The organism is Leptospira sp. GIMC2001 (genome assembly GCF_028462125.1).
GTDB lineage: Bacteria > Spirochaetota > Leptospiria > Leptospirales > Leptospiraceae.
In genome coordinates, this window is record NZ_CP115468.1 from 471,821 (window position 1) to 487,245 (window position 15,425).

The following is a 15,425-nucleotide window of genomic DNA, read 5'->3' on the forward strand; positions in this document are numbered from 1 at the left end:
TACACAATTTAGCAGAAATTATCGGTTGATTTTCTATGAATCAATTCTAGGCTTTAAGGAATGAAGATTAGTCGAACTTTTTCCACCAATTTTATTCTTATTCTTTCATTTTTAATTACTATAAACTGCGACACATCAAAGAAGAAAGATGATAATCTTGTAGAAAATCTGCTATGCTACTCTTTTGCAAATTGTGGAAATTCCAATGGAACTCGTTTTGGAATGTTGGGAGATAGTTGGACGGATCTTTTATTTGGTGCTCCAGCAATTCAAACTCTTAGATACCATCTCGAGAATTCATACGATTATAAAATCACAGGAGCGACCTTGGGTGGACAAGAAATCTCGCGAGTGCTATCAGGAGGACTTCATATTCAAGTAATTGATCAAGCAGGAGCAGATATAAAATATATGCTCTTATCTTTGGGTGGAAATGATTTACAATTCAATCCAGGAGCATATGTATTGGATCCAATAGGAGAGAGAGCAAAGAGATTTGCAGAATTCGAATCCAATCTAAAGACGATCGTCTATTCAGGAAATCTCCACAAACAAAATAAATACGGAGGTGAACCTTTAATCTGGATCATTCATGGCTATGATTATCCCAACCCACTGAATGAGAATCAACTATCCTCTACATCTTGTAGGTCATCATTACTTGCAGCGGGATTTGCTGATTCTCAGATTCAGCAATTCACATCAGGAAATTTAGATCTATTCAATGATTTCCTGCAGAATCTGACTTTTGAAATACCTGGTCTGGTGTATATCAATCTAAGAGGAAATTTAGGTGGTCCACCTTATTCAGATGCCGGAAATATGTTTGATTGTATTCATCCCACTTCATTGGGTTTTAAAACAATAACAGACAAGTACGTGTTACAGCTTAAAGTAACTACAGGAGATGAAAAGTGAAGTATTTTAAAAATTCATCTCACTCAATCAATATCTCTAAAGCTGTTCATTTTTTAGTTAAGAATTGCAAATATACATTATATTTTTCCATTGCAGTAATCTATATTTTCTCTGCAGATTCGATTTCAGCTCAAGAGAATTCTTCCAAATTTCGACATCCTTTAAATATCCAAGCAGTTGGATTGTATTCTAAAATTCAACTCGATGGAACAAGCTGGGAACGAAGAGACGGAGAGACCTATCAGAATAGTAAAAAAGGAATTGTAGAAGGTGAGTTCAAAGCTTTAGAAAATCTATCGTTTGCATTTAATACTGGTTATACAAACTTTACAAATACCGATTCGGGTTCTTACAAGGCAAGAGATCGAATAGGTTTCGGAGTCAAGTCAGCTTGGGAAGGAAAAGACTGGTTGTTTGGGATGGGACTGTATGGATATAGCAAAGATTCACATATTCCTAAGACGGAAACTGTCAATCCGAACTTATATTTGGTTCGACCTTACATCGGTGGCGGATTTCAATTCATTGGGTTTCAGATACTTGCCAATATTGAATTCCAATCCGAAACCAATTCCAAATTTAATGAATCCTATAATGAAGAATTTCGTCGCCACTACAAAGTAGGTGCTTCTGTCTCCTATGGGTTTACGGATTTCTTAACAGGATTTCTCGAAGCAGAAACTCGCATCCCCTACAATAAGGAAATTGATACAAATACTCGCTACGGAAATGTATATCCAGGAATATCCTACAAATCAGATGTCGGTACATTTGCAGTTTCCGCTGGATTCCCAGTGATTGATGACAGACTGTTCGATCGCCAAGTTCGATTAAGTTATTTCTACTTTTGGTATTAACTTCGGAGATTAAAATCTTTCAGACCAATCACTAAACATAACCTAAGAATTTTCATGAGAAAAAATTATATAGGTTCAGGGCTTGGCTCTTGAACTGGAACAGGCTCGACTCCACCAGATGGTGGATTTTTCCCCGGCTCAAGATCTCGAATAGGCCTTTTGGAATTCTCAGAAGATGGAGAATCAGCGTTCGGTGTAAAAGAATTACTTGGTCTAAAAAAGTTAGAGTTAGATTCTTTGGGTCTTAGAGTATCGCGAATGTATTTTATGGTCGTCTCATCTTGAGATGGATTCAAATAGCTAAGTGAATCATTTCGCCATCTAGTTCTTGACGGACTTTCCCAATGAAAAGATTTCATGAATAGATCAACTTCATTGCGATAAGTATAGTAGTGTTTGCGTATCACTTTTGCTTGAATTATAAAATAGTCTGTATCTTTCTTTGCGAAAATAAATCGATTGGTTACAAGGCTATTGTCTTCATGGTAATGAATAACTAGAAAATGAGCTTCGTCGAAACCATTGTATTCGTTTCCAAGTCTCACTTCTTGAATCACCCTCAGATCTGGAAATTTTCTTAGATAGAGATCGAGATTCTCTTCAATAAATCGGTCCGTATCCCAATTTTTAGGTCGTTCTTGTGTATCAATCCGCAATATTGCTTTATTATCTTTTTCTAACATTACTACAAGGTTAGAAGGCGATCTTTCTATAGTTTTGAACCAACCTCTTGGATATTGGAATTCCAAACCAAGTGAGTCCTCAATCCATGTACCATAGCTGGGAACGGGATTATTGGAAATGGTCGTAAATCCAATCCAAGTCAGAATGATCCAAAAAGATATATTTTTCATAGCTCTGTATCTAGTTTCGACGAATGAAATAGCAAAATTGAATCGTTTTGCACATCTAGACCTTCGGAAATTTGAGCTAATGCGACATAATAAACATCATGCATGGCAGATATGTCTTTTTGTTTATTTATTGTTGACTTTTTATACATTATTTCGTCTGTTACCTCTAGTGGTACAACCTGTACGGTTGGCTTCTGTTTTAGCGAAAAATTGTCTCATTTGAGGTTTATATGAAAAGTTTTCTCTCTTCGTTTATTAGGATATTCCTATATTCATTTATACTTGCTAGTTTTGCATTTACTGTTGGATGCTCTGGTAAGAAAAAAGATTCTGCGTTCTGGTTACTTCTGTTAGGTGCTGGAGGAGGCTCGGCCGGTCAGGATGCTGCACAAGATGCTAACGGTGAAACCCTTCCAGAAAATTTAGGAACGAATCCCCAGGCTGGACAAAATGGCGATGGAATACCTCAATCTAACGCTCAACAAGAAGTCGCAACGTCTGGACCTGCAACTATCAATGGAACAATAATTCCGGTTATCGCTAACTCATCTTCGAATGATGTCTGCGGTCAGCCCGGATCACCGAATCATCCGCATTGTGTGAATCTATCTCTTATACAAGTTCAATTGGTAGCACCGAACGGAACCGTTATTCAAGTTGTAAATCTCAATTCCGATGGAAGCTTCAGTTTTGATATTGAGAATTTACCGAATAATAATTATCGAGTTTTGATCGAGTCGGGGTATGGTCTCAATTATACTTTTGCAGATTTTAATTTTACACACAATCCTACAGCACCTGGCGGTATCACTGAAGTATCATTAGGTGAAATTTATGCGGAGCGAGCTTTTTACACATCCGGTCCAGCTTTAATCACAGGAAGTGTAATCACAGGTGGATTCAATGGGGATGTTGTAGTCTCGGCCGGACCATTGTCAGGTCTAACTGTCAATTTTATGAGCCAAGATGGTACAATATTAGCGACAACAGTTACTGATGCTTCCGGTAACTACGAATTTTCATTTGCGAACTTAGAAAACAGTCACTACAATATTGAGATTTTGGGAGATTCTGGAAATCAACCACACGGACTTCCTTTTGCTGATATTGTTCAAGATATTCGATTTCAATTTGAAGGATCCATTCCGTCTAACGTTACTCATTTAACCGCGCCCACTTCTAGCTTGAATTGGATGTCAGCTACAACTAGTTCCATAAGTGTTACTGGAAATGTTTATAATGCTGCAGTCAATTCTGATAGTACGACAATATATAATCTTCAATTGATTGTTCCATCTGGTAACGTTGTCGCTACTGCTTCTATAAATGGAGCCGGCGCGTATTCTCTAAGTGCATCCAATTTAGCTGCAGGTGTATATTCTGTTCAAGCAGTTGGATCCAATAACGGAACAACCATAACCTATCCAGCTTCGAGTTCATTTTTGTTTACTCCACATTCTGCTGGATCTGTAAGAACTCAATCTTCCGTGAATCTATTTGTAGTTCCTAAACCATCAAATATTACAGGTCGAGTTGAGCACGGAGCACTCAATTATGTTCCTGGATCTGTGATCAATTTTCGTCCAGCAGCTGATCAACCACCAGCAAATCTTCTCTATCTTTTACAAGATGATGAGATACGAGATCTAATCAAATTGTGGCTATCGCAATCAAATGCTAACGTACTGAACAATTGTGTTCTTCAAGGCAATTTTTCCTCATCTTGTATTCAAACGAACCAAGGTGCTGGACCATGGAATTATTCAACCTATGGCAATAAAGTATATGAAGTTCGCTCTTCAGATCTGTCCGTATTTTTTGAAGCCGTAGCAGGCAAATGGGCTTACTATGTATCTGCTCCAGGTTATGCGAACTACTGCGGTATAGAGACAGATTGTTCCACGAATCCATTGGTTCTAACGCTCAATGGAATAGATTACAATGCAGGAACTATTTCAATGACTCCGTCGGATCGAAGATCCCAAATCGCAGGTTCTATCACTGTGAGAGATCAAATAGTTAATTCTGCAGTTGCCACAAATTATACAAATCTTACCGGACTGTTTGTAATCCTTTTGGGTAACACAAATAGCAATGGAGATCCAATTGCACATATCACGGTTACGGTCGGAGGTTCTTATTCTTTTGGTGGTAGCTCAAAAGTTGTAACCCTTCCAGCTGGTCTTCCTAATGATCAGGCTAGGGCTGGTGTTGCGATCAACGCATTTGTTGGTATGCAAGTGATTCCAGGTTTGCCTGTATTGGGTGCAATCAATCTATCCAATGCAACTTCTGTAGTGGGAGAGACAATCGGTGATTCAATCTATAAATCTGGGGAGACTTATAATTTCCGCCAGAGTTCTTATCAAGTTCTGGTTGTAGATCCACTCAGTCATACAACGGCTTCATCCTTTGGCGCTGATAACTCAAGCGTCGCAACAAATAGTTATGCGACTGTTCCACCAATTCTTATCTTAAATTCTACACTAAATCATCTACCAAGAAAACAGATTACGGGAAATGTTTTCAATGCGATATCGACTGCAGGGATTACATCTGCAAGTATCACGATTGGTCGATACAATGATTCAGGATCTTTTGTTCAGGATATTCGACGTGATTGCTCTAGCAGTGATACATCTAGTGGATTCAATTGCTCGATTCCATCTGGAAATCGACTAGATCAACCCAAGATTGATCAAGCGCTCAGTTCGATATCTGTGGATGGAAATGGAAATTTCATGATAAACAATATCAATCCCGGAAATTATGTTCTACGAATTCAAGCAACAGGATTCCAGGATCAAGATATTGAAGTGATAGTGCCACCGGTTGGAACAGTTCCGCCAGTAACCGTACCACTTGTACCAAATGTTGGTGTTGGAACTCTGGCAGGTTCCGTGAAATTACCTGGTGGATTCAATTTTGTTGGAACCTATTTCTTGGACATCGTTCATCCTGTATCAAATAACAGACCTTTGGCGGGAGTTCAACCAAATTCACTAAGCTCTGGATCCGCGAGTTTTTCGAATGCACCACAGTATTCTGTTTTTAACTTGAGTGCAGGGCAGTGGAAGGTGAGATTTGTTTCTGCTGGTTATCAGACTGTGGAAGGTATAGTTAATATCCAAGCAAATGCGGTAACAAATTTCGATATTATAACAATGGTGCCAGGTAGTCATAATCCAGCTTCTATTTCAGGACGAGCGATCAATGCTATCTATAACAACTCTTCGGGAATGAATGGTTTGACCGTAAGATTGCGTCCTGGAGTCAATGTTACTTCTGGTGCTTACGCGACAGCTATCGATGGAGTCACTACATTACCCGCTTCAACAACAGCAACAGATGGTTCATTTGCGATAACCAATGTTCCGCCGGGTAATTATACTTTAGAAGTCTCTGGATCTAGTATTGCAACTGCTTATAGGACTGTGATCAGTGCAGGAAATGATACACCATCTAACCAAAACATTCTAGTTACTCCAGTGTTGAGTAACGATGAGATGAGAATCGTTCTATCGTGGAATGCGAAACCACGTGACTTGGATTCCCATTTAGAATTTGGTTCCTCTAAGCCACATCAAGTTGTTTGGAATGATCGAAATAAACTAGGTGGTGATGCTAAGTTAGATGTGGACGTTGTGAACGGATTTGGTCCAGAAACTGTAACTTTAAAAGGATCAGCTTGGTCACAGACAAGAAGAGGTTACAGCATCTACAACTGGTCGAATGAAGCTAATATGTCTACATCCGGCGCTGTGATTCGAGTCTATAAAAAAACTGGTTTGGTTAGAACCTATTCAGTTGGATCAGGACAGATCAGTAGATGGTGGCAAATCTTTTGTCTAAACCCTGATCAATCCATAGTGGATGTGGGTGGTGCAGGTTGTTCTGCAAACTCATTCTTCAATGCTCATATGAATTGAGAAACAGTAATCAATTTAGTACAATTGAATACTGTAATGACTACATAGCGGAAGACTCTTTCGCTATGTAGTTTGTTTTATTACCAATAATATATCCGTATTTGGCTAAACAAATTGTGTATTAAACTGAATGAGAAGCTACCCAGATTGGATCAGTAAATTGTTGATATCAGTTGAGTAGCAATTACGAAGGATTGGCTAAGATGTGCTTTTAGGATAAATCATTTCGTAATCGCAGATTCTTCCGCTATGCTTATCTGATATCCCTTCTCGATTCTTTCTATAAACGAGTCAAATTTTTCTTTGTCCTTGATTCCTAGAAATTTATTGAGAATCCCTGGATCAATTGTAAAATAGCCACGTTTGGATTCCTGAACATCGGACATCATATTTGCAAGATATACCATTTCCACAACTTCTTTGTAAGGTTCTGGAGTGATGAAAGGCTTATGATGATAATCAATAATCGTAATCAAATCTTCTGGAAAATCCCATTTCTTAGCAAGTTGAGATCCAAGAGTTGCATGGCTGATTCCCAATGAAATTTCCTCTAACAGAGTAGAGTTATTCATTTCTTTTCCTTTTTGGTATGCAATCAACTTGTTAAACAAATTCTTTTCTATTGATAGCAAAAGCAATTTACCAAGATCATGTAAAAGTCCACCAACAGCTGCTATATCACCATATTTCAATTTTCCAGATTCATTGGCTATATATCTTGCATAGTATGAAGTTCTGTTAGAATGATCCCAGACTTCTTGAACTTTGCCATATTGTCCATCCATGACCTTACGTACACCGGTAACATAGAGAAGATTTCGAATATTCTTAAGTCCGACTACTTTTACAGCTTGTAGAATCGTACTTACTCGCTGTCTGCTCATAAAACCTGCCGAGTTGGATAGTTTCAAAATGTCAGCAGACAGAGCTGGATTCTTTTCTATTTCATTCGCAATCATGTTGAGATCAGAATCTGGATTGCTACAAAGATTTATGATTTTTGTGAGAGATTGGGGAAGAGGAGGTAATCCTTCCATTTCATTGAGGATTTTCGTCTTAAGTTTATTGGAAATTTCTACAGGAACTGTATTGTCCGGAACCAATAAGCTAACGCGTGTTTCTTTTCCATTCGAAGAGATTTTGAATCGATCTTGACCGATACCAGAATTCTTGAGCAATAGTTGACTGAGAATAATTCCCAGACCTGCGCTTTCCTGATTGTCACCCATATCCAAAAATGCGTCAGATAGATCATTGTATTTCTTAGCTGAATCAATTCTTTTTTGGATTCTATCCTGTTCTTCTGGTAACAAAGGAGCATTGTTCTCGATAATCATCATGAGTTCTTGGTTCTTAAGTCTCATGCGAATACAAACATAATACGCTGAACCTTTGAGGTATTCTTCTTGATCATTCCAATTCATGATGATATCAGTTAAGAAAGCGCGCATTCCGGATTCATATTGAACTGGATTTGTTATATCAAGTTTTCTTCTTGTGAAATACTCTCTTTTTGCGTTAGCTTTGACTGCATTCATCAAAGCTTCCTTGATTACTGTATAAACAACTTCAACTAAAAATAATTTATCGATATTTGCCAAAATATGGATCAACATGGCGTATACCTGTTGGTTAACTTCATCTGTTATGAATTGATAAGTAACCGATACATCATCTCCATTCTGGAGTTTTGCTAGAATTTCTTCCGAATTGATTGAGGCTTCCACGACTCAACTATATTCCAGAATTCGCAATTGAAGGCAAATTTTTTTTCGATCTAGGTCAATTTTTGTCCAAGGAATACTGTAAGATGTTTATATGGAGGAAAAAGCAATGGTGAACCGTGAAGATCTGAATCAGATGATGCAAAAGAGATTGGAAGAAATCCTACAAGGGATTGATAGGGAAAAGAAATTGCAGAAAGAATTGAGAGAAAATCAGAGATTTCTCCCAAATTTCCGCAAGAAAATGGATTTGAATCAGACATTTGAAACTTATCAGATAGTCTCTTGAATTTTCCATTTCAAGAAAGCGACCTTTAGGGATAAAAATAGAACCCCAAAGGCTTTAAATAATGACTTTTATACAGAGAGATTTTTTTTATTATAAGAAACTTGCAAATTTGCGAAATTTTCTGGAATCGACCCCAACCAATGGTTTGGAAATAAATAATTTCCAAGATTCAATTTTTGGCTTTGAAAAGAGCTGCACTCCTGGCTGGAATTTTATTTCATGGTTTCGAATATTTCGAAGCTCATCTATACATTGATCTGCTTTGCGAAAATCTGATAAATCAATGACTTTAAGGTCAGCACTGCCCAACATATTGTCTATAGCAATTTGGTTTTTGGAAGTAAGGTTCTTTTTGTAGACACGAAGTGGATATAGATTCTCTAGAGTTTTGATTCGATTTGTAAATGGTAAATAGTAAGACTCGTAACCACTACCACGACAATGCGTTTTGTATCTGGATGACTTCAGACTCCAGCCAGCCAGAATGATTGCGGGCATTTTCCAGAACATTGCAAGTGCTTTTGCCATTCCAGCAAGATTTAGACTTGGGTTTCGAAGGATCATTGAATCACTAAGACCAAGACTCTCTCCTAGAATTTGATCTAATGGATGGGTCGTTAGAAAAATGGAAGGATTCATATTCTTTTCAAATGCTTGCCTATGAGAACCTAACCATGTGTAGATAGGAATTTTATCCTTTGCATCCATTAAATGAAAGAAGCTCCCTCGACTTGGATCAACTGTAAGTATCGCATCCGGTTCTATACCGACTTGAAACAGATAACGAAGCGCCGTATCGGAAGATATATAGAAACAATTTTCTCGATTTTCTTTTAGCCAGTTTACCTGATCCTCAAGATTTGGCGCGGCTCCAATAAAAACTAAAGCTTGATTTTGAGCATGACTATTTGGTTTCAGGATCGGAATTTTTGTGTATTTGCTCAGGTTTTTGAGATAGTTGGATGTCCATACATTCGAAAATTCTAATTTTGTAGATTCATTGATCGAAGATGAGGGATTGGTTTGAGATTTAGTATTTTTGGAGATAGGTAAAAAATCTACAAGTTCAGACTGGAATTTTCTCCATTCAGTCTCTAGATTCCTCAAATAGTAAGGATGACAGATTGTCAGAAAGGATTTAGGAGGTAATGATTTCGGTTCTAGAATATGATGAAATTGTAATACAATCCCTTTTGATTCAAATTGTTTTTGTAAATCTAAACTTACTCTTTGAAATTCTGAATCTTCCCATATTTCTCGAATCGGTTCAAAACAAAAAAATGAAAAAGGTTTATAATCTGAGCTTTCTTTCGCTGGTAAAAAACCTAGAATGGATCGTATATGATGAAGGGCACCGCAACCAAATATCAGAATATTCTGATCTATATTTGGCTGGGAAATTTGATTCTTTTCTTGGGAGAAGTGTCTGTGAACGAACCGACCAGCTTCAGTGATCGGGTCTCGTGTGGAATGAATGAAAAATCCATGCGGATCTGAGAAATTACTAAGAAACCCTTGAGGGTCTAAGATTCTCTGGTAGGAAATGGTCTATTCTTCCTCTTCCTCTTCAGCATCTTCTTCGAAAGCGTCATCGTCTAGGTCGCCTTCCTCTTGCATTGTGTCTTCATTGTATCGATCATCTACATAGTCAGGTTTGAAAGCAGCATCATCTACTGGTAGTTCATCTTCTTCAGATTCTTCATGAGAAACGGGAGCTGCAGTTGGTGCAAAAATTTGATTGGCTTTGGAGGAATGTGAAGGGGCTCTTTTGCTTGCTTCTTCCTTGATCAAATCTTTCTCATCTGTAGATAAGAATTTGTATTGTACAAGACCTTCCGAGAGTGCATAAAGGGATTGAACGGCGATCTTGCGAGTTTTCCATTTCTTAGGGATGGGAACTCTTTCTAGCTTGTCAATAACCGCAAAACCTGCGACCGTGGTCTCATATTTATTATGTCTTGCTAATTCTATGAGTTTTACGATATCAAAATCTTGGCTCTGGCTCATGTTTGTTCCTAAGTCCTTGGAAAGGGATTGCAGATTACCACATTAGGAGAACTGCCGAATCTGTCAACAGTCAATCCCTTAAAAGCTTGCATACCAATTGAATTTTTCTAGTCTGGAAATACAGGCCTATGGAATGTACGAATTTCAAATTTCTCGTTTACTAATACTTTTAACATTTCTATTTTCCAGCAATTGTCTGAAAGATGCGACCGATCAGATGGGGATGGGTGTGTTTACGGGAGCTTTTCTCTCAAATTCGGAGAAAGTAAACCTATCGGAATTGCCGCATGAAGTTCTCGCTTTGAACGTATATTCTCCCAATTGCCCTCCTTGTGTGAGAGAGCTTCCAACCTTACATAGAATTCAGGAACGCTTCAGCAAGGATCCTCGCTTCGGAATTTATATTGTCGTTGATCCAATCCAAGTCTCAGAATCTGTTGAAGGAGATTTCGGAAGCTCCGATCCAGTCATTCGTGCACAAGCGATTATGAAGCAGGAAATTTTAACTCAAAAAATCAAGATCCCAGTAATTTTTCTAGATTCCCCATTTCGTATTGAACCAGGTTCTTTTGTAACGGGAACTCCAGAAACTATAATGGTAAGAACAAAACCTTGGAATATTTTTTACAATTTTATTGGTTCGATTTCAGAGAAGAGAACGGATGTAGAAATAGATTCTGATTCTAAAGTTAGATTTTTCTTCAATACAATTGGAGCAAGAAACCTATGAGATGTTTGGTGGTTCGATTTATCGATTGTGAAGGACCCGGAATCATTGCCGAAATTTTAAAAGAAAAAGGTTATCGTATAACATATCATAATGCTTATACTCCAGGGTTGCAACTCATCCCAGAACCGCATTTGCATTTTGATCTTATTCTACTTATGGGTGGTCCTCAATCTGTAGCAGATCCTTCTATGCAGAATTTTTTTCGACCATATTACCAACTGGTACGAAATTGCGTAGATCAGAAAAATAATAAATTGATCGGGATCTGTCTAGGTTCACAAATTATTTCTAAAGCGATGGGTGGATCTGTTGAAGTCGGTGACAAAGGCGCAGAAACTGGATTTGGTGAATTAGAAATTCTATCACTCAATGATCCTACATTTAAAGGTATTGATAAAGCAAATATTATGGCTTTTCATCTTCATGAAGACTGCTTCACCATTCCTGATGGATGTAAGCATTTATTGAAATCGGATACCTATCCAAATCAAATGTTCTCTTTCCAAGATAGAATTTACGGAATTCAAGCCCATCTTGAGCCAACCATGGCGATGTTAGATGTGTGGAAAAAAATACATAGCAATTTTATGAAATCAGCTAAGACAGATATGAATGGTTGGGCTGATAAACAAAAACAGATGGAAGCAACCGCGAGGCAAATCTTCCTGAATATAATTGATAAAGAGGTTTAGTTAGATGATCGATAAAATATTATCTTTTTTCTTGGGTTCCAAACATGAACGGGATATGAAGAAAATGATTCCCATTGTTGCTGAGATTAATTCTCTGGAACCTAGTCTTCAAGCATTGTCAGACGAAGATCTTGCGAAACAAACTGAGAAATTGAAGAAGAGGCTTGCTGACGGACAGAGCCTTGATGATATCATGCCAGAAGCTTTTGCAACTGTTCGCGAGGTATCAGTCCGAACGATGGGTATGCGACACTTCGATGTTCAGCTCTTGGGCGGTATCGCACTTCACTCTGGCAAAATTGCAGAGATGAAGACCGGTGAAGGTAAAACTTTAACATCGACTTTGGCGATCTACTTGAATGCTCTTGCTGGTAAAGGTGTACATGTTGTAACAGTCAACGACTACTTGGCTAGAAGAGATGCAACTTGGATGCAGCCGATTTTTGATTTTCTGGGAATAAAAGTTGGTATCATTCAGCATGATATGGATCATAAACTTCGCCAAGATGCCTACGCTGCAGATATTACTTATGGAACCAATAATGAATATGGTTTTGATTATCTCCGAGACAATATGGTTTCATTTAAAGAACATAAAGTTCAGAGAGAACATTTCTTTGCAATAGTGGATGAGGTTGACTCAATTTTAATTGATGAAGCAAGAACTCCATTGATTATTTCTGGACCCTCGGATGATTCAACTGATAAATACCAGAGAGTTGATAAAGTCATTCCTAAGCTAGTTGACGCTGAAGATTTTGAATTGGATGAGAAGGCACGTTCTGCTCTTTTAACAGAATCCGGTGTTGGTAAAGTGGAAACTTTTCTAGGTATAGAAAACTTGTATGCGCCCGACAATGTTGACCTCGTTCACCACGTTAATCAAGCGCTAAAGGCTCATTATATTTTCAAGAAAGATGTAGATTATGTGGTTCAGAATGGAGAAGTCATTATAGTCGATGAGTTTACTGGTCGTTTAATGCCAGGTAGACGATATTCGGATGGACTTCATCAAGCGTTGGAAGCAAAAGAGTCGGTCACTATCGCTCGCGAATCTCAAACTTTAGCTTCTATCACTTTCCAGAACTATTTTAGAATTTATTCTAAGTTAGCTGGTATGACTGGAACTGCTGATACAGAAGCAGAGGAATTTCATAAGATTTATGGCTTAGATGTTGTTGTGATTCCACCGAATCTTACCATCCAGAGAATTGATCAAGGTGATAGGGTCTATCAGACAGAAAAAGAAAAGTTCAATGCAATCGCAGAAGATATCAAGGTTCGACATACAAATGGTCAACCTATACTTGTTGGAACTGTATCCATTGAGAAATCTGAAACCTTAAGCAATCTATTAAAATCTATGAGCATGCCTCATAATGTTTTGAATGCGAAATTCCATGAGAAAGAAGCCGAGATCATTGCTAATGCTGGTAAGCCTGGAGCAATAACAATTGCGACCAATATGGCGGGTCGGGGAACAGATATCGTTCTTGGTGGATCACAGAAGTATAAAGAAACTATCGAGGAACTTGCCGAAAAGGATCATAATCTCATTCCATTTCGTGATATGATACTTAAGAATAAAATTGAGGACGCAAAGAACGAAGAGATTCGTATCACTGATCCAAATCTTAAGAAACAATGCAGAACGATTCTTGAAGAAGCACAGGCATGGAAAGAGAAGAACCTTCTTGTCAAAGAAGCAGGTGGTCTCCATATCATAGGAACTGAGCGCCATGAATCAAGACGAATCGATAATCAGTTAAGAGGACGATCGGGAAGGCAAGGAGATCCGGGTTCGAGTCGTTTCTATCTTTCGTTAAATGATGATTTGATGAGAATTTTTGGATCAGATCGTATTTCTAAAATCATGACTTCTCTTAAGATGCCAGAAGGGCAAGAAATTGAACATCCTTGGGTATCTTCAGCAATTGCGAAAGCACAGAAGCGAGTGGAAGGCCATAATTTTGATATAAGAAAACATCTTTTAGAATATGATGATGTTATGAATCGTCAGCGGATGTTTATCTATGAGATTCGAAATGGAATATTAGACTATGAGAATGTTTCTGATAAGATTTTCGAATATATGGAAGAAGTTGTAGAATCTCAAATCGTGAATCATTGTGAAGGCAATAATACGAATTCTTGGCATCTTGAACCATTGAATGAATGGATTGAGACACTTGGCATTAACAAAGTTCTCAATGCGAGCGACTATAGTAAATTGCCTAAGCCACAGATCGGACTTTTTGATGATCTATTTGCGGCATTCAAAGATGCTTATTCTAAGAAGGCTGAATCTGTCGGAGTAGATTTCTGGAAGACTGTAGAAAGAAATATTTTCCTCGAGATTCTTGATCATAGATGGAAGGATCATTTGTATTCTATGGATCACCTTAGAGATGGTATCTGGGCTGTTGGTTATGGAGAAAAGAATCCACTGGTTGAATACAAGCTCCAAGGTTTCAGAATGTTCGATGTGATGGTTGAGAGCTTCAAAAACGAAATCATCAGTTTTCTTTTCCGTGTTGAGATTACTGAGAAAGCACCATCTCAAGATGAAAAGAAAGAATACAAAAAAATTGGCGAAGAACATAAACAAGGTGTTAGTACATTTGGCAAAAATTCTAACGGTGGTATGTTACCTGGATCATCACCAGTCGATATGTCCACAAAGCCTAAGGTAACTTCTTCGGTTAGTGCGGGCGGTGTGAGCGAAAGAAAGTCGAGCCGTCGCAATCGAAAATAGTCTAACTACTTAGTAAGGCTACAGTTACAGGTAAAAATATATGAAGGGAATTTATAAACCGATAGCGATTGCAATTTTGATTGCATCCATATTCCAACATTGTCGATCGGAAGAAGTTCGAATTTCCAATCGTGACGATTTGTTTCAAAATTGTATGGAGACTTTCGAAGATAAGGAAAAATGCTCCAAATTCCTAGAAAAATCCGAAGCTGACCTATTGACAGAGGAAGAGACTAAGAGAAAGCAAAGAGCTGAACTCACAACAGAGCAGCTAGAAGGATTAAAACTTAGAAGTTCTATCAAGTCTGCGCTCCAATCTAAGAATCGTCCTTTTGTTCTATCTTATCTTGGAGAACCAGATTCCGTTCATAAGGGTGGAGATCAGAGAGAATATTTAATCTATACAAGACCCGTAAGCAAGTATACTTCCACTTCAGAGCCGGACGATGAAATTGTAGTCATAATGAGACGGGGAAAAGTGGATCGAGTCAATCATACACCTCCACCAGGATCTCAGGATGCAGGTTTTAGCATTAAGAAGTTGATGCAGAATAAAGAAAATCGTGAAACGGAGTCGAGCGAATCGTCTCCTGCACCAACCAAATAACAGGTTATTGAATTATTCTGCCTTAAGTGTATCAGATAGTTCTAATTATTCTTATCCATCTAC

At 38.1% G+C, this 15,425-nt stretch carries 13 protein-coding genes; 9 read left to right on the forward strand and 4 right to left on the reverse strand.

Features of this window, described 5'->3' with window-relative positions; genetic code table 11:
• Positions 1–60 precede the first annotated feature (60 nt).
• Both O4O04_RS03700 and O4O04_RS03705 read left to right on the forward strand, forming a co-directional pair.
• Positions 61–918: an SGNH/GDSL hydrolase family protein gene (locus O4O04_RS03700; protein ID WP_272534254.1), complete on the forward strand. Its 858-nt coding sequence runs from the start codon at positions 61–63 to the stop codon at positions 916–918.
• Entirely contained in the window at positions 915–1,775 is an 861-nt protein-coding gene (locus O4O04_RS03705; protein ID WP_272534255.1) for a hypothetical protein, read from the forward strand. Before O4O04_RS03700 ends, O4O04_RS03705 begins: the two co-directional genes overlap by 4 nt.
• 65 nt (positions 1,776–1,840) lie before the next feature.
• Here the strand turns inward: O4O04_RS03705 and O4O04_RS03710 are convergent, their stop codons facing one another.
• Positions 1,841–2,629 (reverse strand): hypothetical protein, encoded by a 789-nt coding sequence (locus tag O4O04_RS03710; RefSeq protein ID WP_272534257.1) that lies wholly within the window; start codon positions 2,627–2,629, stop codon positions 1,841–1,843.
• Positions 2,630–2,859: 230 nt separating this feature from the next.
• Between O4O04_RS03710 and O4O04_RS03715 the strand changes: the two genes are divergently transcribed.
• On the forward strand, positions 2,860–6,558 hold the full coding sequence (locus O4O04_RS03715; RefSeq protein WP_272534258.1) for a Cna protein B-type domain protein: 3,699 nt from the start codon (positions 2,860–2,862) through the stop codon (positions 6,556–6,558).
• A gap of 221 nt (positions 6,559–6,779) precedes the next feature.
• Here the strand turns inward: O4O04_RS03715 and O4O04_RS03720 are convergent, their stop codons facing one another.
• Positions 6,780–8,285, reverse strand: a complete 1,506-nt coding sequence (locus tag O4O04_RS03720) for an HDOD domain-containing protein (RefSeq protein WP_272534259.1) — start codon at positions 8,283–8,285, stop codon at positions 6,780–6,782.
• A 106-nt stretch (positions 8,286–8,391) separates the two neighbouring features.
• Between O4O04_RS03720 and O4O04_RS03725 the strand changes: the two genes are divergently transcribed.
• Positions 8,392–8,571 carry a hypothetical protein gene (locus O4O04_RS03725; protein ID WP_272534260.1) on the forward strand — a complete coding sequence of 60 codons (180 nt, stop codon included), beginning with the start codon at positions 8,392–8,394 and terminating at the stop codon, positions 8,569–8,571.
• Positions 8,572–8,661: 90 nt separating this feature from the next.
• Here the strand turns inward: O4O04_RS03725 and O4O04_RS03730 are convergent, their stop codons facing one another.
• Entirely contained in the window at positions 8,662–9,678 is a 1,017-nt protein-coding gene (locus tag O4O04_RS03730; RefSeq protein WP_272534261.1) for a 6-hydroxymethylpterin diphosphokinase MptE-like protein, read from the reverse strand.
• 41 nt (positions 9,679–9,719) lie between these two features.
• Here O4O04_RS03730 and O4O04_RS03735 point away from each other — a divergent pair, with 41 nt between their 5' ends.
• A complete protein-coding gene (locus O4O04_RS03735) occupies positions 9,720–10,025 on the forward strand; it encodes a hypothetical protein (protein WP_272534262.1) in 306 nt (101 codons plus the stop codon).
• A gap of 94 nt (positions 10,026–10,119) precedes the next feature.
• Here O4O04_RS03735 and O4O04_RS03740 read toward each other — a convergent pair whose 3' ends face one another.
• The gene (locus tag O4O04_RS03740; RefSeq protein WP_272534263.1) at positions 10,120–10,578 is read right to left on the reverse strand and encodes a DNA primase; all 459 of its coding nucleotides are present in this window, start codon (positions 10,576–10,578) and stop codon (positions 10,120–10,122) included.
• 133 nt (positions 10,579–10,711) lie between these two features.
• Between O4O04_RS03740 and O4O04_RS03745 the strand changes: the two genes are divergently transcribed.
• From O4O04_RS03745 to O4O04_RS03760, 4 genes are read left to right on the forward strand one after another with little or no spacing between them, the layout of a single operon-like run.
• Positions 10,712–11,308: a thioredoxin domain-containing protein gene (locus tag O4O04_RS03745; protein WP_272534265.1), complete on the forward strand. Its 597-nt coding sequence runs from the start codon at positions 10,712–10,714 to the stop codon at positions 11,306–11,308.
• Positions 11,309–11,316: 8 nt separating this feature from the next.
• Positions 11,317–12,000: a type 1 glutamine amidotransferase gene (locus tag O4O04_RS03750; RefSeq protein ID WP_272534267.1), complete on the forward strand. Its 684-nt coding sequence runs from the start codon at positions 11,317–11,319 to the stop codon at positions 11,998–12,000.
• Positions 12,001–12,004: 4 nt separating this feature from the next.
• Positions 12,005–14,755 (forward strand): preprotein translocase subunit SecA, encoded by a 2,751-nt coding sequence (gene secA / locus O4O04_RS03755; protein WP_272534268.1) that lies wholly within the window; start codon positions 12,005–12,007, stop codon positions 14,753–14,755.
• Positions 14,756–14,795: 40 nt separating this feature from the next.
• Positions 14,796–15,362 (forward strand): hypothetical protein, encoded by a 567-nt coding sequence (locus O4O04_RS03760; protein ID WP_272534269.1) that lies wholly within the window; start codon positions 14,796–14,798, stop codon positions 15,360–15,362.
• Positions 15,363–15,425 lie beyond the last annotated feature (63 nt).